At 62.2% G+C, this 15,844-nt stretch carries 22 protein-coding genes; 8 read left to right on the forward strand and 14 right to left on the reverse strand.

The genetic code is table 11. The features are described from left to right. Positions 1-29: 29 nt before the first annotated feature. Genes ACZ881_RS06345 through ACZ881_RS06355 form a run of 3 tightly spaced genes read right to left on the reverse strand, consistent with a single transcriptional unit; the run spans position 30 to position 1,578 of the window. The gene (locus ACZ881_RS06345; RefSeq protein ID WP_476113387.1) at positions 30-533 is read right to left on the reverse strand and encodes an N-acetyltransferase family protein; all 504 of its coding nucleotides are present in this window, start codon (positions 531-533) and stop codon (positions 30-32) included. Continuing rightward, a complete protein-coding gene (locus ACZ881_RS06350) occupies positions 534-1,205 on the reverse strand; it encodes an O-methyltransferase (protein ID WP_091464802.1) in 672 nt (223 codons plus the stop codon). Positions 1,206-1,245: 40 nt separating this feature from the next. After that, positions 1,246-1,578: a thiamine-binding protein gene (locus ACZ881_RS06355; RefSeq protein ID WP_178992977.1), complete on the reverse strand. Its 333-nt coding sequence runs from the start codon at positions 1,576-1,578 to the stop codon at positions 1,246-1,248. Between the two features lie 92 nt (positions 1,579-1,670). Here ACZ881_RS06355 and ACZ881_RS06360 point away from each other — a divergent pair, with 92 nt between their 5' ends. Beyond that, positions 1,671-2,300, forward strand: coding sequence for a TetR/AcrR family transcriptional regulator (locus ACZ881_RS06360; RefSeq protein WP_091464799.1), 630 nt, complete (start codon positions 1,671-1,673; stop codon positions 2,298-2,300). On the opposite strand, the gene ACZ881_RS06365 is transcribed toward ACZ881_RS06360, so the two are convergent. The 4 genes from ACZ881_RS06365 to ACZ881_RS06380 all read right to left on the reverse strand — a co-directional run bounded on the left by ACZ881_RS06365 (position 2,297) and on the right by ACZ881_RS06380 (position 4,780). Further along, positions 2,297-2,608 (reverse strand): AzlD domain-containing protein, encoded by a 312-nt coding sequence (locus tag ACZ881_RS06365; protein WP_091464797.1) that lies wholly within the window; start codon positions 2,606-2,608, stop codon positions 2,297-2,299. The genes ACZ881_RS06360 and ACZ881_RS06365 overlap by 4 nt on opposite strands. Further along, positions 2,605-3,363: an AzlC family ABC transporter permease gene (locus ACZ881_RS06370; protein WP_091464795.1), complete on the reverse strand. Its 759-nt coding sequence runs from the start codon at positions 3,361-3,363 to the stop codon at positions 2,605-2,607. The genes ACZ881_RS06365 and ACZ881_RS06370 overlap by 4 nt, the downstream gene beginning before the upstream one ends. Continuing rightward, complete coding sequence (locus ACZ881_RS06375; RefSeq protein ID WP_476113392.1) at positions 3,360-3,794, reverse strand: DoxX family protein; 435 nt, start codon at positions 3,792-3,794, stop codon at positions 3,360-3,362. Before ACZ881_RS06375 ends, ACZ881_RS06370 begins: the two co-directional genes overlap by 4 nt. A 98-nt stretch (positions 3,795-3,892) precedes the next feature. After that, positions 3,893-4,780 (reverse strand): glycerophosphodiester phosphodiesterase, encoded by an 888-nt coding sequence (locus ACZ881_RS06380; RefSeq protein WP_474660019.1) that lies wholly within the window; start codon positions 4,778-4,780, stop codon positions 3,893-3,895. A 50-nt stretch (positions 4,781-4,830) separates the two neighbouring features. Between ACZ881_RS06380 and ACZ881_RS06385 the strand changes: the two genes are divergently transcribed. From ACZ881_RS06385 to ACZ881_RS06395, 3 genes are read left to right on the forward strand one after another with little or no spacing between them, the layout of a single operon-like run. Continuing rightward, positions 4,831-6,177, forward strand: a complete 1,347-nt coding sequence (locus ACZ881_RS06385) for a DUF445 domain-containing protein (RefSeq protein WP_476113395.1) — start codon at positions 4,831-4,833, stop codon at positions 6,175-6,177. A 45-nt stretch (positions 6,178-6,222) separates the two neighbouring features. After that, positions 6,223-6,651: a VOC family protein gene (locus ACZ881_RS06390; RefSeq protein ID WP_178992970.1), complete on the forward strand. Its 429-nt coding sequence runs from the start codon at positions 6,223-6,225 to the stop codon at positions 6,649-6,651. A gap of 13 nt (positions 6,652-6,664) precedes the next feature. Further along, entirely contained in the window at positions 6,665-7,474 is an 810-nt protein-coding gene (locus ACZ881_RS06395) for an MBL fold metallo-hydrolase (protein ID WP_476113397.1), read from the forward strand. 1 nt (position 7,475) lies between these two features. Here the strand turns inward: ACZ881_RS06395 and ACZ881_RS06400 are convergent, their stop codons facing one another. From ACZ881_RS06400 to ACZ881_RS06415, 4 genes are read right to left on the reverse strand one after another with little or no spacing between them, the layout of a single operon-like run. Further along, positions 7,476-7,910 carry a hypothetical protein gene (locus tag ACZ881_RS06400; protein ID WP_476113400.1) on the reverse strand — a complete coding sequence of 145 codons (435 nt, stop codon included), beginning with the start codon at positions 7,908-7,910 and terminating at the stop codon, positions 7,476-7,478. A gap of 53 nt (positions 7,911-7,963) precedes the next feature. Further along, positions 7,964-8,758: a 5-oxoprolinase subunit C family protein gene (locus ACZ881_RS06405; RefSeq protein WP_476113401.1), complete on the reverse strand. Its 795-nt coding sequence runs from the start codon at positions 8,756-8,758 to the stop codon at positions 7,964-7,966. Positions 8,759-8,779: 21 nt separating this feature from the next. Next, positions 8,780-9,529 carry a LamB/YcsF family protein gene (locus tag ACZ881_RS06410; protein WP_091464778.1) on the reverse strand — a complete coding sequence of 250 codons (750 nt, stop codon included), beginning with the start codon at positions 9,527-9,529 and terminating at the stop codon, positions 8,780-8,782. After that, the gene (locus ACZ881_RS06415; RefSeq protein WP_178992965.1) at positions 9,513-10,331 is read right to left on the reverse strand and encodes a hypothetical protein; all 819 of its coding nucleotides are present in this window, start codon (positions 10,329-10,331) and stop codon (positions 9,513-9,515) included. Before ACZ881_RS06415 ends, ACZ881_RS06410 begins: the two co-directional genes overlap by 17 nt. A gap of 199 nt (positions 10,332-10,530) precedes the next feature. On the opposite strand from ACZ881_RS06415, the gene ACZ881_RS06420 reads away from it, so the two are divergent. The 3 genes from ACZ881_RS06420 (at position 10,531) to ACZ881_RS06430 (ending at position 12,538) form a co-directional block, all read left to right on the forward strand. Next, positions 10,531-10,695: a hypothetical protein gene (locus ACZ881_RS06420; RefSeq protein WP_178992964.1), complete on the forward strand. Its 165-nt coding sequence runs from the start codon at positions 10,531-10,533 to the stop codon at positions 10,693-10,695. 100 nt (positions 10,696-10,795) lie between these two features. After that, positions 10,796-12,100: an MFS transporter gene (locus ACZ881_RS06425; protein WP_476113405.1), complete on the forward strand. Its 1,305-nt coding sequence runs from the start codon at positions 10,796-10,798 to the stop codon at positions 12,098-12,100. A 30-nt stretch (positions 12,101-12,130) separates the two neighbouring features. Continuing rightward, positions 12,131-12,538 (forward strand): DUF6855 family protein, encoded by a 408-nt coding sequence (locus ACZ881_RS06430; RefSeq protein ID WP_476113407.1) that lies wholly within the window; start codon positions 12,131-12,133, stop codon positions 12,536-12,538. On the opposite strand, the gene ACZ881_RS06435 is transcribed toward ACZ881_RS06430, so the two are convergent. Next, positions 12,539-12,919, reverse strand: a complete 381-nt coding sequence (locus tag ACZ881_RS06435) for an META domain-containing protein (protein WP_476113409.1) — start codon at positions 12,917-12,919, stop codon at positions 12,539-12,541. A gap of 338 nt (positions 12,920-13,257) precedes the next feature. Then, entirely contained in the window at positions 13,258-14,130 is an 873-nt protein-coding gene (locus ACZ881_RS06440) for an EamA family transporter (protein ID WP_476113412.1), read from the reverse strand. 86 nt (positions 14,131-14,216) lie between these two features. Here ACZ881_RS06440 and ACZ881_RS06445 point away from each other — a divergent pair, with 86 nt between their 5' ends. Beyond that, the gene (locus tag ACZ881_RS06445; protein WP_476113414.1) at positions 14,217-15,068 is read left to right on the forward strand and encodes a LysR family transcriptional regulator; all 852 of its coding nucleotides are present in this window, start codon (positions 14,217-14,219) and stop codon (positions 15,066-15,068) included. A gap of 1 nt (position 15,069) precedes the next feature. On the opposite strand, the gene ACZ881_RS06450 is transcribed toward ACZ881_RS06445, so the two are convergent. Next, a complete protein-coding gene (locus tag ACZ881_RS06450) occupies positions 15,070-15,807 on the reverse strand; it encodes a GAF and ANTAR domain-containing protein (protein WP_420179810.1) in 738 nt (245 codons plus the stop codon). Positions 15,808-15,844: the final 37 nt, after the last annotated feature.

Raw genomic sequence — 15,844 nt, forward strand, 5'->3', positions numbered from 1 at the left:
GGGAACAGCTCGCGAGCGTTGGGATTCCGCTAAGTCCCGGCTGCGGGGCGCACCATCCGGTGTTCGGGCAACGAGTACCAGGATGGGTCGCAGAGCTGACGTTTGCCGTCCGGCACAAAACCGTTGCGACGATAGAAAGCCTGGGCACGGGGATTGTCGTCCAGCACCCACAAGTACGCCGGTCCATCGCCGATCAGCGCCTCCACCAACGCCTGCCCAACACCCCGGCCATGGATGCGTTCCAAGGTGTAGAGCATGTAGAGCTCCCGTTCGTAGGGACCGTCCTCGTCCTGTCCGGGACCAGCTGCGCCGAGGCCAACCAGTTGGCCATCCGGATCGTGGGCCAGCATCCGGGTGTGGCCTGCAGCGATGAAGGCCCGGTACCGTTCGATGCGGTCGGGCAACCTCGCTTCCTGTTTCTCGAAGAACTCCGGAGGCAGCAAATGCGCGTAGCTCTCCCTCCACGACTGAACATGCATGAGCGCCATGGTCTCGGCGTCATCCACCGTTGCCGGCCGAATCGTGAAATCCACTTACCGCACCCGCGCTATCGCAAAACCGTCCCAACCCTTGCTGCCCACAGTTTGGATGGCGGTGGCATCGAGTCGCGGATCCTGACCCATTCTTTCCAGCATGGCCACAATGCCTGGTGCGTTGACCTCGTCCCGCTCGGGCTCCAGGATGGCCCCATCCCAAATCACGTTATCCACCACGATCACCGTTCCCGGATGACCTAGACGGATGGCCCAGTCGAGATAGTTGGCGTCATTTTCCTTGTCGGCGTCGATGAACACGAAGTCGAACGATTCCTGGCCGGCCAAGGTTGGCAGGGTGTCCAACGCAGCACCAACGCGAATGTCCACCTTGTGTCCCACTCCGGCGGCATCCAAATTGGCGCGCGCCACGTCGGCGTGCTTTTGGAGGAATTCGCACGTGACTATCCTGCCGTCGTCGGGCAGTCCCTGAGCCATCCACATGCTGCTGAAACCCGCAAGGGTTCCAATTTCGAGGACCCGCCTGGCCCCCGACATTTGAACCAGCATGCGCAGCAGCTTGCCGGCGTTGGGTGCTACTTCAATGGCAGGCATCCCTGCCTCAGCGGCAGAAGTCACGGCGCGCTTATGGGCCGGATCAGGACGCACGACGACGTCAGTCAGGTAATGCTCGACGTCGACCCAACCAGGCTCGGTTCCGTGTTCAATCATGGCCCCCAGTCTGGCACTCACCGCAGCTTGGGGAAAGGATCTAGTCCGTGGCGGAAATGGCTTCTTCCAAGCGCTCCACCTTGCCGGTCAGCTCTCCACTGAATCCGGGCCGGATGTCAGCCTTGATTACCAGCGAGACGCGGCTGCCGTAACGGCCAACAGCCTCAGTGGCGCGCTTCACGACGTCGAAAACCTCATCCCACTCGCCCTCGATAGTGGTGAACATTGAATCCGTCTGGTTGGGCAAACCGGACTCGCGGACGATCTTGACCGCCGCAGCGACGGCGTCGTGCACGGAGGCGTCGGGGGTGGGTCCGCCGTTGGCGGCGGAAGCAGGCTGGCCCGAAGGGGCGACTGAAAATGCAAGCAACATGAAATCCAGTGTTTCACGTGCCGGTTTGTCACAAAACAACCTACTCCCGCGTAACAAGGGGCCGGGAGGCCTCCATTGCTACCCTGACAAGCATGGAACAGCCCTCTGAACGCAAGCCCCTCAGGGCAGACGCCGCACGTAATGTGGACAAAATCATCACCGCCGCCAGGCAGTGCTTCCGGGAACACGGCCCCGACGTACCCCTTCAGACCATCGCCGCCACCGCTGGAGTTGGCCCCGCAACGCTGTTCCGCAACTTCTCGGACAAAGAACAGTTGGTGCTTGCGGCACTGTCGCGCCAGCTACGCCTCCATGTGGACCCGGTTGCCGCCGCCGCGGCTGACGGCATGGACGCCGCCGAAGGTCTCATCAACGTCATCGACGCCGTGATGAAGGTCGCCAGCGATGACGCGAACCTCCTCGACGCGGTCGCAGGCCGACGCGGCCTCCTCATGGGCATCACGGGCGGCCTCATCGGATCCATGGAGTTCCTGCTCAAGCGCGGGCAAAGCCAAGGCACGCTGCGCCGCGATATAACCATCGAGGACATGGTCAGGCTGCTGGCAATGCTGATCGGCGCAGTGGACACCATGGAACCTGGATCCGAAGCCTGGAAGCGTCCCGTGGCATTGATTGAGGATGCCATCCGGACCGAACGCCCCTCGCGGCCGCTCCCCGATCAGTCGGGCATCCCGGGCGTGACGTTCACCGAGGCCGTCTAGCCCCAACCCAGCAGCCGCAGCAATGCTGCGGCTGCTGCGCCTGAAATCACTACGACGAGGAACGGCGCGCGGAGCCAAAGCGCGACGGCGGCGGCAACCAAGGCGCCGATGCGCGCATCGAGGACCAGGCCTTGCCCTGAAGCCACAGCATTAACAACCGTCAAGGATGCCAGCAGCCCAATGGTCATGGTGCCGGCGATGTGCATGATGCGCGGGTTTTCCAGCAGTTTGGCCGGGACGAAGTAGCCCACCAGCTTGGTCAAATACGCCAGCGCACAGGCAATGAGGATCCAAAGCCAGAGGTTCATTTCTTGCCTCCGTGTTCACGCTGGTGCTTCTCGGCATACGGATCCACGTCCGGTTCCAGTCCTTCATCCATGCGTGCGTGGCTGAACCAACCGATGACGCCCGCCACTACTGCCGCCACGAGGATGGGGACTCCGGAGGGAACGAACGGCACGGCCAGGATGGTAGCCAGCGCACAGGCTGCGGCGATTGCCCAGGGTTCCCGGCCTTTCAGCCTCGGCCACAGCAGCGCCAGGAACGCCGCAACTGCAGCACCATCCAGGCCCCACTGTTTGGGATCACCCATGGCGTCACCAGCCAAGGCACCAATGGCCGTGAAGATATTCCATAGGATGAATATTCCTATGCCGGCAGTCCAGAACCCGCGGCGTTGCTCGTCGGGATCAGACTGGCCTGACGCCGTCGCCGTTGATTCATCGATGGTTACATGCGCGGAAGCGTAACGTTTCCACCCACCGGGGCGAAGCATGGCATTGATCTGCATGCCGTAGATCCCATTGCGCAAACCCAGCAACGCACTGGCCGTCATGGCTGCGACCCCCGAGCCGCCGCCGGCAACGACACCGATGAAGGCAAACTGCGAACCTCCGCTGAACAGCAGCAAGCTCAGCACCATCGTCTGCCAGAAATCGAACCCTGACGCCACAGCCAAAGCACCGAATGACACGCCATACAGTCCGGTGGCAATACTGAGGGACAGTGCAACCTTGAATGCCGGCGACTCCCTGAGTTTCATAGGGGCAGTACCGGCGCTCATTTCCGCAGGCTCCAGGACCACAGGATGAGCGGAATCTGCAGGGGCAGCCGAACCGTGTGGATGCGGCGCTCGACGGCCGTACCCTTGGGACCATACGCGCGTCGGAGCGCATCTATATGCCCTGCAAGGAATGCAGTAAACATCGCTGTGGTGGCGTCCGCGGCAACCTCGCGGGTGGCAGGGATCAAGAGTCCGACGGCGGCAGTCACCTCAAGCAGGCCGGACGACGCAATCCATTCCTCGCGGGACATAACTGCCAAAGGGCCGTTTGGACGGCTTCCCGGCTCATCCTTGCGGCACAGGTAATCCGGAACCACCGGGTAATAGAACCTGGGAGTACGGAAGTGCTTGGCGGCGCTGGCCAGGAGCAGTGCGCTCAAAGCTAATGCTGAGGTGGTTCGGGTTGCTTGTGCTGACCAGCGAAAAGGCATGAGACCACTCAATCACAAGCGCGGTGACCCCCAAAGCGAGACCCAACTGAGTCGCAGCAGAGCACCTTTTGACGGCTCAAAACGCGCTTTGCTGCGACCTAATTGGGTACCATCAACTGCGCGAGCACCTGGGCCGGCCTGTTGGTGGTGATTTCGTGGATGCCGAGTCCTTGGCACAGGGCCACGTCCTTCTCCGAGTCAACGGTCCACACCCGGAAGATGCGGCCTGACTCCAACCAGCGCTGAACGTTCCGCGCGTGCTCCCTCACGTAATCGATGCCCGGGCCGGCGATAGCTACTTCGCCTGCATCCAGGACGCGTTCGGCCTCGAGCTGAGTTGCCCGCATAACGTTCGCTACTGCGCCGCCAGTTAGGAACCCGAGGCCGAGCTCCTGTCGGATCTCTTTCACGGTGAAGTCGTCCACCAATTGGCAGATGTACTCCTTGGGAACGGTCTGCAGCAAACGCTGAACGGAGTCGGTGTCAAAGCTCATGAAGGAGATCCGAATGTTCTCCAGCCGGGATTCCTCAGGCGTCCAGCCCTCCTCTTCCAGCAAGGCAAGAACACGATCCTCCAGTTTCAGGCCGTAGGGGCTGGGGTGCTTGAGCTCAATGGCCAACCCAATGTCGCGCCCGGCTGCACGGAGGATATCCAGCAACTCCGGCAAGGTAAGGAACTGGTCAGCTACTCCCCCGTAGGCATCCGGTATGCGGGCGCCCTTCCACGACGAGAAGTCCAAAGCCCGGAGCTCCTCGAGAGTGTGCTCACCAACCGGGCCCGTGCCCGTGGAAGTCCGGTCCAGGTTCGCATCGTGCAGCAGCACCACATGCTGGTCCCGGGTCAGGTGAACATCGCATTCAACACCGTCGGCACCATCGGCGAGGGCCTTCAGATAGGCAGCCCGGGTGTGCTCGGCGAAGGCAGCACTGGCGCCGCGGTGGGCGTAGACCTTGGGCCGGCTCGGGGCGAAGTCGTCGCTAGTCATGCAGACACGTTAGCCCACCCTGCCTGACGCTCGGGGGCTACGCTGGGCTAATGCAGGTGAACTCTGAACAAATCCCAACCGAAGACGTCACCAACCCCGCTCCCACCGCCGGCGCCTCACCCGCACGAGGGGCATCCGCCGTCGTCGCTCCCTCCGCGGGAGATATGGAAAAAGCGGCCGCGTTGCTCCGGATGAAACGGTTGGCATTGGCGCTGCTGATCGCGATGGCAGTGATCTTTACCGTGGCGTTCGCGTTCCAGAAGCAGTACCCGTGGCTCGAATATGTCCGGACTGCAGCCGAAGGCGGCATGGTGGGGGCGCTGGCAGACTGGTTCGCTGTCACTGCGCTGTTCAAGTACCCCATGGGCCTGAAGATCCCGCACACGGCCATCATTCCGCGTCGCAAGGACCAGATCGGGGAATCACTCAGCGACTTCGTCGAGAGCAACTTCCTGTCCCAAGAGGTTGTCCAGGACAAGCTGGCAAGCATTGATATTGCCCGCAAGGCCGGGCGCTGGTTATCCGGGCCAGGAGGTGCCGAGCGCGTGGCCAAGGAAGGCGGGGCCGTGATTAGAGGCGCCTTCACAGTACTGAACGACGACGACGTCCAGGCAGTAATCGAGGGCATGGTCCGCAAGCACCTCCTCACGCCGCCCTGGGGGCCACCGGTGGGCAGGATGGCCGAACGGATCTTCGCCGACGGCCACCACCACACCTTGGTTGACCTGTTGGTTGACCGGGCAGCCGACTGGGTGGACGCCAACCATACAACGGTAAACAGGCTCGTTTCGGATCGCTCGCCCCTGTGGGTACCGACATTCGTTGATGGCCTGGTGGGTGACCGCGTCTACGTGGAACTGTCCAAGTTTGTCCGCGCAGTACAGGCGGACCAGAACCACCAGGTGCGGCAGTCGATCGACGCCTACCTGACTGATCTGGCCCAGGACTTGCAGCACGACCCCGCGATGATCGAGCGCGCGGAATCCATCAAGGCCCAGATCCTCGGCGATCCCGAGGTCCGCGAACTGGCGTCACGCACGTGGGGAACGGTGAAGACTGCGCTGCTGAACGCCGTCGACGATCCCGACAGCGAACTGAGCCAGCGTTTCAAGAGCGCCGTCCGGGACTTCGGCACTCGCCTGGTCAACGACGAAGAACTGGCCGGCAAGGTCAACACCTGGATCGGTGATGCTGCAGGCTATCTGGTGAATACGTACCGTTCTGACATCGCCGGGGTCATCTCAGACACCGTAGCCCGCTGGGATGCCGAGGAAACGTCCCAGAAGATTGAGCTCCAGGTGGGCAAAGACCTCCAGTACATCCGCATCAACGGAACAGTGGTGGGTGCATTGGCCGGATTGGCGATTTTCACAGTGGCGCATCTGCTGTTTGGGTAACCGGCAGCACTGGAGCTATCCGATGGGCCTTGGTAGCTTCAACCCATGCCTATCAAACTTGAGAACGTCGGTATAGCGGTTCGCGATCTTGAGGAAGCAATCGCCTTCTTCACGGATCTCGGCCTCACGGTTCTGGGCAGGGACACGGTCAGTGGCGAGTGGGCCGACACTGCCGTTGGGCTGGATGGCAACCATGCCAAAATTGCGGTGCTTCAAACCCCGGACGGCAACGGTCAACTTGAGCTCTTCGAATATCTCCACCCTGACGCAATCGAGACGAACCCAACGCTTCCCAACGAGATCGGAATGCACCGTGTCGCCTTCTCAGTTGACGACATCGACCATGCCCTTGAGATCGCTGCAAAGCACGGATGCCATCCACTGCGTGGGGTGGCGAACTATCAGGACGTTTACAAGCTGACGTATCTTCGCGGCCCCAGCGGCATCCTGGTCATGCTGGCGCAGAAGCTCTAAGGAAGGCATGCCCATGCTGAAGCAAGTTGCTGAAGGCGTGCTGGTTCACGAGAGCGAATTCATCCAGAGCAACTGCACGGTGGTGCAGGGGCGGGACGGTGTGTTGCTGATCGACCCCGGCATCACCGTCAATGAAATGGCGGGTATCGCCAGCGACCTTCGCGACGCGGGCCAACCCGTCGTCGCAGGTTTCTCCACGCATCCTGATTGGGACCATGTGCTGTGGCACCCGGACTTCGGCGATGCGCCGCGTTACGGCACAGCCCGTTGCGCGGCTTCCATCCGGGACGTCGTGTCCCAGGCGGACTGGAGGGACCAAGTGGCTGAGGGTTTGCCGCCGGAGCACGCCGGGGAGATCCCCATGGATCTGCTCGGACTCATCACCGGCCTACCCGACGGCGCTACGGAGATTCCGTGGGATGGGCCCACCGTCCGCATCCTGGAGCACCAAGCCCACGCTCCAGGCCACGCAGCTCTCTTGGTTGGAGAATCCGGCGTGCTCGTCGCGGGCGACATGCTTTCTGACATCCTCATGCCGTTCCTCGACTTGGAGGCAGCGGATCCGCTCAATGACTATCTCAAAGCTCTGGACCAGTTCGAGACCGCGGCTGGCGACGTTGCTGCTGTGATCCCCGGCCATGGTTCGGTGGGTGGCGTTGCGCAGCTGCGGGAACGCATTGCCATGGATCGCGCGTACGTGCAGGCACTGCAGGTTGGCCGAGACCCCGAGGACCCGCGCGTCGGCCCATCTGCACCCTTGGATTGGCTGCCGGACGTGCATTCATGGCAACTCCAGCGGTTGGCAGAAAGAGGAACGAAATAGTTCAGGGCAGGATCCGGGTGTACACCATGTCAAAGTCGTGTTCCAAGGGACCACCAGGGTAGCTTCCCCGTTCCAAGCGTGCATGGATGGTGTTGCCGTCCGCACTGAAGCGGCCAACGAAGCGTTGAGGCCAGTCAGGTCCATCCCGAAAAAGGGTCCACACGCTGTCCTTGAGCGTCATGTCGTAGATCCGTGCGACGCCGCGGGAGTCGAAGTAGTGCTGTTGGAAGGCACCATCCGAGCCGGTGCCACCGATGATGCTGACCGCATTGGGATACTCGGACCGCTCGACTGTGGAGCGCTGGATAAGGAAGCCTCCGCTTTCCAGCCGTTCAAAGGTGGTCCGGCCGGGGGCATCCAACCCCGGGACGGACGTTTCCCATTCGCCGATGAGGATGTTCAGTTGCTCTAACGTGGGTTTTGGATCCTGTGCCATGGCAGCCTCTCTTCGAGAGTATGAACAGGTTCAGCGTAGAACTCTTCTCCCGTTCAGCCCAGCAGGTGCACCATCTGACCAGGCCTTGCTTGTCCGATCAAGTCCAGGTCCTCGTCCCGGACCACTGCGATCACCGGTGACTCTGCAGTATCCGGATGGGCGGCCAACGCGATAACCGGAAGGCCCGACGCCGGTAACAGGACGGAGCCTGATACCAGCGGCTGGGGTTGGGGTGCTTCACCGCCGGCATCCTCAGAGGCCGCTGCAACATCAAGCGGCCTGCCGGCCAAACGCGCTCCTGCCCGATCCGACTCCGGCGAGAGAATCCATGGTTCGCTGGTCAGCCGAAGCCATGTACCGGCGTCGTAATTCCGTGCCTGAGGCCCGCGCGAAACTCTGGCAACCACAGGACGTTCCGGGTCCAAAGCACGCCGGGCAGGGTGCGTCACCTCGGGGAAACGGTGCCCGTGCGGCCGACCAAATGTCAGCGCCGCACCAGCTCGCAGCGGCTCTTCCTGGGCCGCAATGCCGCCTTGGACCCCCACGTAATATCGGAGACCAAACAGGGCAGGGCCGAACTCAAGCACTGCGCCGGGCGCCACCCGTACAGCCTTGTTGAAGGGCAGTTCGTTGCCGTTGAGTCTCACCATGCCCTCGGCCCCGGTGACTGCCACGGCCGACCCCGTGACGAACCTCAACTTCAACCCACCCAACAGCACCTCAAGTCCGGCCGCAGAGTCCGGGTTACCCAGTAGGGCATTGGCCATGTGCATGGACGCGCGGTCCAGTACTTGCTCCGGGCCGAGAACCAATGTGGCGGATCCCGGCTCCACCACTACCGCACCCACAGGGCCTCCCCAGTCACAGCTTTAGGCGAACGCTTCAATCTGAACGCCGGCCTGTTCAAGGCCCTCCCTCACGGCAGCAGCCATGTTTACCGCACCGGGTGTATCGCCGTGGATGCACAACGAGTCGGCTAGCACTGGCACCACGGTTCCGTCGATGGCCAGAACCTCCTTGCGTGTTGCGAGACGCACGGCCTGGGCCACCACGGCGTCCGGGTCATGCAGCACGGCGCCTTCCTGGGTGCGCGGTACCAGCGTTCCGTCGGGCAGGTAGGCGCGGTCCACGAATGCTTCGCGGAACACCGGGTGCCCGGATTCCTCAGCAAGCGTCAGCCACGCCGAGCCCGGCAAACCCAGGACCGGCAGCCCGGGATCGTAAGCGTGGACGGCGGCCACTACGGCTTCCGCCTGCTCGGCGTCCCGAACGATCCTGTTGTAGAGCGCACCATGGGGCTTCACGTAATCCACCGACGCTCCCACCGCGTGGGCCATGCCGTCGAGGGCGCCAAGTTGGTAGAGAACGTCACCGAACAACTCGTCAAAGGTCATATCCAGGGAGCGCCGGCCGAAGCCGGCCAAGTCCCTGTACCCAACATGCGCACCAACGCGCACATCCAGTTCGAACGCCGCACGGCAGCTGTCCAGCATGGTGAGGGGATCACCGGCGTGGAAGCCGCAGGCCACGTTGGCGCTGCTCACGATGCGGAACATCGAGGCGTCGTCTCCCATGGTCCAGGAGCCGAATGACTCCCCCAGGTCAGCGTTCAGATCCACCGTTACCGCCTTCCAGCGTCGTGTTGTCCAAGACGTTCTTTGGTGCGTTTGGGAGCAATTCGCCAGGGATAGTGTCCGGCAGCGGGCCGAAAGCTTCCTTCGCGGTGGACACCACGGCACGGCCCATCATCAGGTTGCCCGCACCACCCACCACGGCGCCGACGCCGAACGGCAGGGCGCGGCCGAGGAACGCGGTACCTTGGCGTTTCAGGAGGTTCTTCAGGAATGCGCGCTGGATGGAGTCGCGGATGACACCGAAGCCACTTCCGGGAATCTTCTTGGTAAGCGTCCGGCCCCAGGCGTTGGTCACGCCCTTGCCGCGTCCTAGCGATTGTCCGCTCAGGGCGCCCAGCATGGACGTGCCTTCCTCGCCCAGCATGATGGCCATAACCATGGTTTGGGCACGCACAGGGTCAGTGAGCCGGATGCCGTGGAGCTCCGCCAGGGACGACGCATACAGCGCGGTGGTCTCCAGGAAGCCCACCGTTGCGAGCGCGGAAAGTCCCAGCGACGCCGCGGTTCCAATACCAGGCACCACGGCGGTAGCACCCACTGCTGCACCCCCGCCGGAAATGGCCAGTAGGTAGTGGCGCTCGAGTTTGGCGGCAAGCTGTGCCGGTGAATCGTTGGGGTGCCTGCGTTGGAGCCTGCGAAGGTTGGCCAGGACCAGGGGTCGCTGGACTTCGACAGCCTTCAGCAGCACATTGTGAACTCCGGGCTTGGCGTTGCCTTCGTTGTCAAACACTGCGTTATGGGCTGTTTCCTGGGCGATCTTCACCGCCGGGTTGGGGCGCTTGGGCATCTTCACCTCTCCTTGGCAGTTAGTCGTTTCACGGGGAACTGCTGGCTTCAGCCTATGCCACGCCTCCACGTTGCGAGACCTGTTCAGCGCCGTATGTGGACAGTATTCCGCGCAGAGCTGACCCCAAAACCGGGGTCCTGCGGCGTAGACTGGGATGCATTCACGGAAGCAGTCCAAGCGAGGACAGGGAGTATCCGTAATGAAGGCGACAGACAAGACCGAGCATGTCATCCGGCACCACACCGACGCTCCGGCGGAGGGTGAAACGGAAGGCTGGGTTTCGCACGATACCGGCATCCACAGCCAGGACGCAGCGGAAGGTCCGGACATCGACGACGACGACCCGCCGTCGGGCGCTTCATAACTTAGCTTCCTCCCGGACGTCGTTCCGGTCACCGGAACCCCCACCAACGGGACAACAGCCACACTTCCACAGCGTCATTCCGCAGGTCTAGGCTAGTGGGATGGCCGCGTTGAGGGCGCTGCGCCCCTTTGCGCACCGGGAATTCCGGGTGCTGATTTCTGCGCTGTCCATTTCCATCTTCGGATCCGGCATGTGGGCAGTGGCGATGGTCTACGAGGTGATCCATCTTGGTGGCGGGCCGCTGGAACTGTCCTTGGTTGCCACCGCGGCCAGCATCGGACTGGTGGGTTTCGTGTTGGCGGGAGGCATAGCGGCAGACAGGCTCCCGCAGAGACTCCTGATCATCGCCGTGGAAGGCGCCAATCTGGCTGTCATTGCCACGATCACAGGACTTGCCATGTTCAATGTCCTTCAACTGTGGCACCTCGCTATCGGCGCCTTCGTCCTGGGAGTGGGCCAGGCGTTCTTCTTTCCCGCGTACTCGGCCATCCTGCCGCGCATCCTGCCGGCGGACGACCTTCTGGCAGCGAATGGCTTGGAAGGCACTATACGGCCGGTCTTGCAGCAGGCGGCCGGTCCTGCCCTTGCGGGAATTCTTGTAGCAGCGCTTTCCCCGGCGCACGCGGTGGCAGGCGTTGCTGTCTGCCATTTGCTGGCGTTCGGGATCGTGAACTTCCTGGGCCGCCGGACGCTGGGGCCAAACACCCCCGGGACGGGTGAGGCCCCGGCAAAATCCTCCCTCTTCAGGGACCTCCGTGAAGGATTCAGCTACACCATCCGGACACCGTGGCTTCTATGGACGCTGATCTGGGCTTGCCTGTCCGTGCTGTTCCTCATCGGACCCATTGAGGTCTTGCTTCCCTTCGTTGTCCAGGACCAGCTGGGCGGCGACTCGAGGATGTTCGGCTTTCTCCTGGCCATCATGGGTGTCGGCAGTGCCATAGCTGCACTGGCAACGGCGTCCTTGCGCCTTCCCCGCCGCTACCTGACCGTGATGGTGGTGACATGGGGGTTGGGGAGCCTGCCGGTTGCCGCCATTGGTTTCATGGACAGCTTCTGGATGCTCGGCGTTGCCATGCTCATCTTCGGAGTCACAGAGGGGATCGGAACTGTCATCTGGGGCACGTTGCTGCAACGGCGTGTGCCACGGCATCTGTTGGGACGGATTTCCAGCTTGGACTTCTTCGTTTCGCTAGCGCTAATGCCGGTGTCCATGGCTCTCGCCGGCCCGATCGCCGAGGTTGTCCCCATCTGGCTCATTTTCTTCATTGGTGGTTTGGCGTGCCCCATCATGGCCTTTGTGGCGCTGTTCGCCGCACGGATGATGACCGATGAGATCGAGAACCCCCTGCACTCCAGCGCTGTGGACACGGAATCTGCAGACACACAGCCTGACACTGTGTAGCGTGTGCACTATCTCCGGAAGGACTTACCCATGGCCGCTGGCACCAAAGACGATCCCTGGCAGCTCACCACTCCCCCAGGCTCGTCCGATTACACAATGTACAAGGACGAGGCCGCCGATCCTCCGGCCCTTGTTTGCCAGGTGGGTTCCACAAAACTGCTGTACCAGTTGCGTGCCATTGAGGACCTGCACGCATGGCTCGTAGAGCAGGGTGACTGGGTATTACTCGGCGCCGCGGACGAAGGCAAGGATGCTGCTTCTGGAACAGTAGAGGCCTGGGGTCGCAGTGAGGACAACCCCGTAGGCGGTTGGTACGGACTTCGTAAGGGATACCGTGGCCGGTTTGGGATGTACATGCCGCCGCTGCTGGAGGCTCTCGGCTTGGCTGAGCTCACCCACGAGAAGCGGAACAACACCATGCGGGCAGTCACGAAGTAGCTACTTGCCGGCAGCGAGCGTGCCGATCTCCTCCCCGCCCTGGCCGAATACCGCTAGCTTTCCGTCTTCCTGAATCCTTGCCGTGGAGGCGTTGGACAGCCACGTGTCGACGCCTTCGCAGGCCATGCGGGTGGAGGCGAGCCCCCCGAACGCGATGGTTTTGCCGTCCTCTTTCCAGGAACCCATGAGCCTGTTGCAGCCATCAGTTCCGGTCGCATTACCATCCGATTTCAGCTCAAGGGAGGGTTGCTTGGGGTCGCTGGTGTCACCCCAGACGCCGACGAAGGGACTGGTGCCGCTTCCCATGCAGCCCGCCAACAAGGCGACCGCAACGAATGCAAGGGAAACAACGCGGACGGTGCGGGTCTGGGTCTGCGCCATGCGGTCAGTCTAGGTTTACTCCTCCGGATTTCACCAGAGTTCGGACGACTGCCCGTAGACATCTGATGGCGCCCGTACCCGGAGATCGTGCGGTCGGTCGCGACTCAGACGACCGACCGCACTAGCCCGTTTACGCAGTGATGGCGCCCCGGGCGGGCCCCAGAACCCGCCACACCCACCACTGCTAACTCCGTCGATGAACCGCAACGCAGCCGAAAAGGGCAACGGCGCAGTACGCGGTCCAAACGACATGGGCACTGGATATGTGCTTTGACCTGCGGAAACGTGACGCGACGTTTCGAGAATTATTTCAGCGACAAAGCTGCCTGGGGTCAGCATCACCGCGGTCGCGCCAGCAGCAGCACTGCGGCATTTGCCGCGACTATCAGTCCAATGCCCGCCCACTGCCCCACGGCAAGGTCCTCGTGAAGGGCCAGTGCGCCGATGATCGCAGCGAATACAGGGTTGATGCTCATCAGCACACCAAAGAGGTTCGCCGGAACCCTTCGCAGTGCGATCAAGTCCGCCACGTAAGGCAACACGGACGCAAGAATGCCGGCACCCACTGCGCACATAACTGCGAAAACATCCAAAGGTTGGTTCACGAAAATCACGATCGCCACCGGCAGGAACAAGGTTGCGGATACCCCGGTTGCGGCAGCTGTCCCCTCAATGCCCTGAATTCGCTGGCCAACGGTGCGGTTAAGAAGAATGTATGCAGCCCAGCTGCAGGCAGCGATGAGCCCGAAGCCGATGCCTGGGTAATCCATGGACGCTTTCGGCTGGGTAATGGCGATGACACCGATTGCTGCCATTGCCGCACAGAGCGCGCTGCCCTTCTTTCGGGAGCTGATCAGGGCTACTGCGAGCGGGCCCAGGAATTCCAGTGTCACGGCCAGACCGAGGCCGATCCTCTCGATGGAGGCGTAAAGCCCCAGGTTCATGGTGCCGAAAGACGCAGCCAGCAGGAGAACCGGCCACCACTGCCTCCAGCTCAGGTCCCGCAGCCGCGGCCGGACCATCGGTAAGAGGACGGCGGCGGCAACGAGTTGACGGACCGCCACGACACCAACCGGCCCCATCGTAGGGAATGCCATGGACCCGGTGGCGGCACCGAGCTGGTTGGACAGCGCACTCCCGATGAGCGTCGCGACTCCACCTGCCTTGCGGTGGGATTGCCCGGGGGCACCTGCTGGGGTGGACTGGATCATGGGGAAATTCTGCGCTTCGGCAGCACTCCCGCTAAATGCACGAGCACCCATATTTATACGCTGCACGCATGAATAGGATGGGCGGTATGGACGTTGAATTGAGACATTTGCGGTGCTTGGCCGCAGTGATGGATGAGGGTACCTTCACGGACGCCGCTATCGAACTCCGCATGTCTCAAGCGGCTGTTTCACGCAACATCGCAGCATTGGAACAGTCCCTCGGCGTGAGGCTCGTGGAACGCACCACGCGGAGCATCCACCTGACCACGTCAGGTGAGCGCGTTCTCGCCAAAGCCCGGCGCATCCTCTCGCTCCTGGCAGACCTCGAACGCGACGCCCGGGCCGGAACCGGGCGAGTTCGAATCGGCTATGCCTGGTCTGCGCTGGGCGAGCACACCACCGAGTTCCAGCGTCGATGGGCTGCTGCCTTCGTCTCGACTGAACTGCAACTCGTCCGCTCCAATACGCCCACCGGAGGCCTGAGCGACGGGACCACCGACTTCGCCATCCTTCGTCGCCTGCCTGCCACGGCCGCCGTCGAGCATGTCCGAATTGGTGAGGAAAAGCGATACTGTTCCATGTCCTCCGATGATCCCCTCGCCGCGAAACGCTCAGTGACGTTGGAGCAGATAGCGCAGCGGGCGGTGGCGATGGACCTTCGCACGGGCAGCACCAGCTTGGAACTCTGGCCTGAACACGGGCGTCCGCGGGAGGTCATTCCCATCCACGACATCGAGGACTGGTTGAACGTGATCGGCAGCGGCAAGGCCCGCGGTATCACCGCCGAATCGACCGCCCATCAATATCGGCGGAGGGGCCTCGTCTACCGTCCGGTGCGCGACGCCCCTCCTGTGCCGGTTTACGCTGCTTGGATCAGAAAGGATCCGCCACGCGAGCGCGAGCAGATTGTCGAGCTGCTCATGGGGTTGTATCGCTAGCTCAGTCGTCAAAGCGCAGCTGGTTGTCACTGCTGCCGCTAAGGTTAGCGATGATCTCTGACGCGACCGCATGAAGTTTCTGGTTTCGATGGCTTGAAGCTTTGGTCAAGACACTGAACGCCTCGTCCTGGCCGCAACGGTTCTGGGCCATGATGACGCCGCAGGCAAGATCAATGACTGTCCTGGAGGACATCGCCGTCTTCAGATCAGCATTGAGCTGCTCTACGGTTTCGATCCTGATGGCCAGGCGCAACGTACTGCCGGCTACGTCAGCAAAAGCGGCAGCTTCAGCCATCACAACATCCGTGAAGGTTCCAGCGGTAGGGGCGAAAAAGTTGATAACCGCTTCGGATGTCTCCCCAAGGTCCATAGGCACGCCCAAGGCGCTGTGCACGCCCTCAGCTTCCAAGGCCTTGCTGTACAACGGCCAGTTAGTGTCGGTGGCAACGTCCGCCAGCAGCACAGGTCGGCCAAGGTCCAGGGCTTCCAGGCAGGGGCCCTGCCGAAGTTGCTGTTCAATTTTGTCCAGATACACGGCCCTCTCACTGCTGCCTGCAACAGTGGCGGTTCGTTTGCGCCGGCGCAACGTCAGGGCACAGTCGATGTTCTCCCCGGCTACCTTGCTCATCGCATCGCAAGCGAAGCTGGTCACGCCATTGAGAATCCCGTGGATGTCGGAACTACCGACCACCAGCTCATGCAGGCTTCTGATATGTTCGGCATTTCCGGTGGGTTCCATGAGCCTAATCGTAGGAACACTTCGGCTTCCCGTCACC

It is taken from the genome of Paenarthrobacter sp. TE3676 (genome assembly GCF_056279165.1).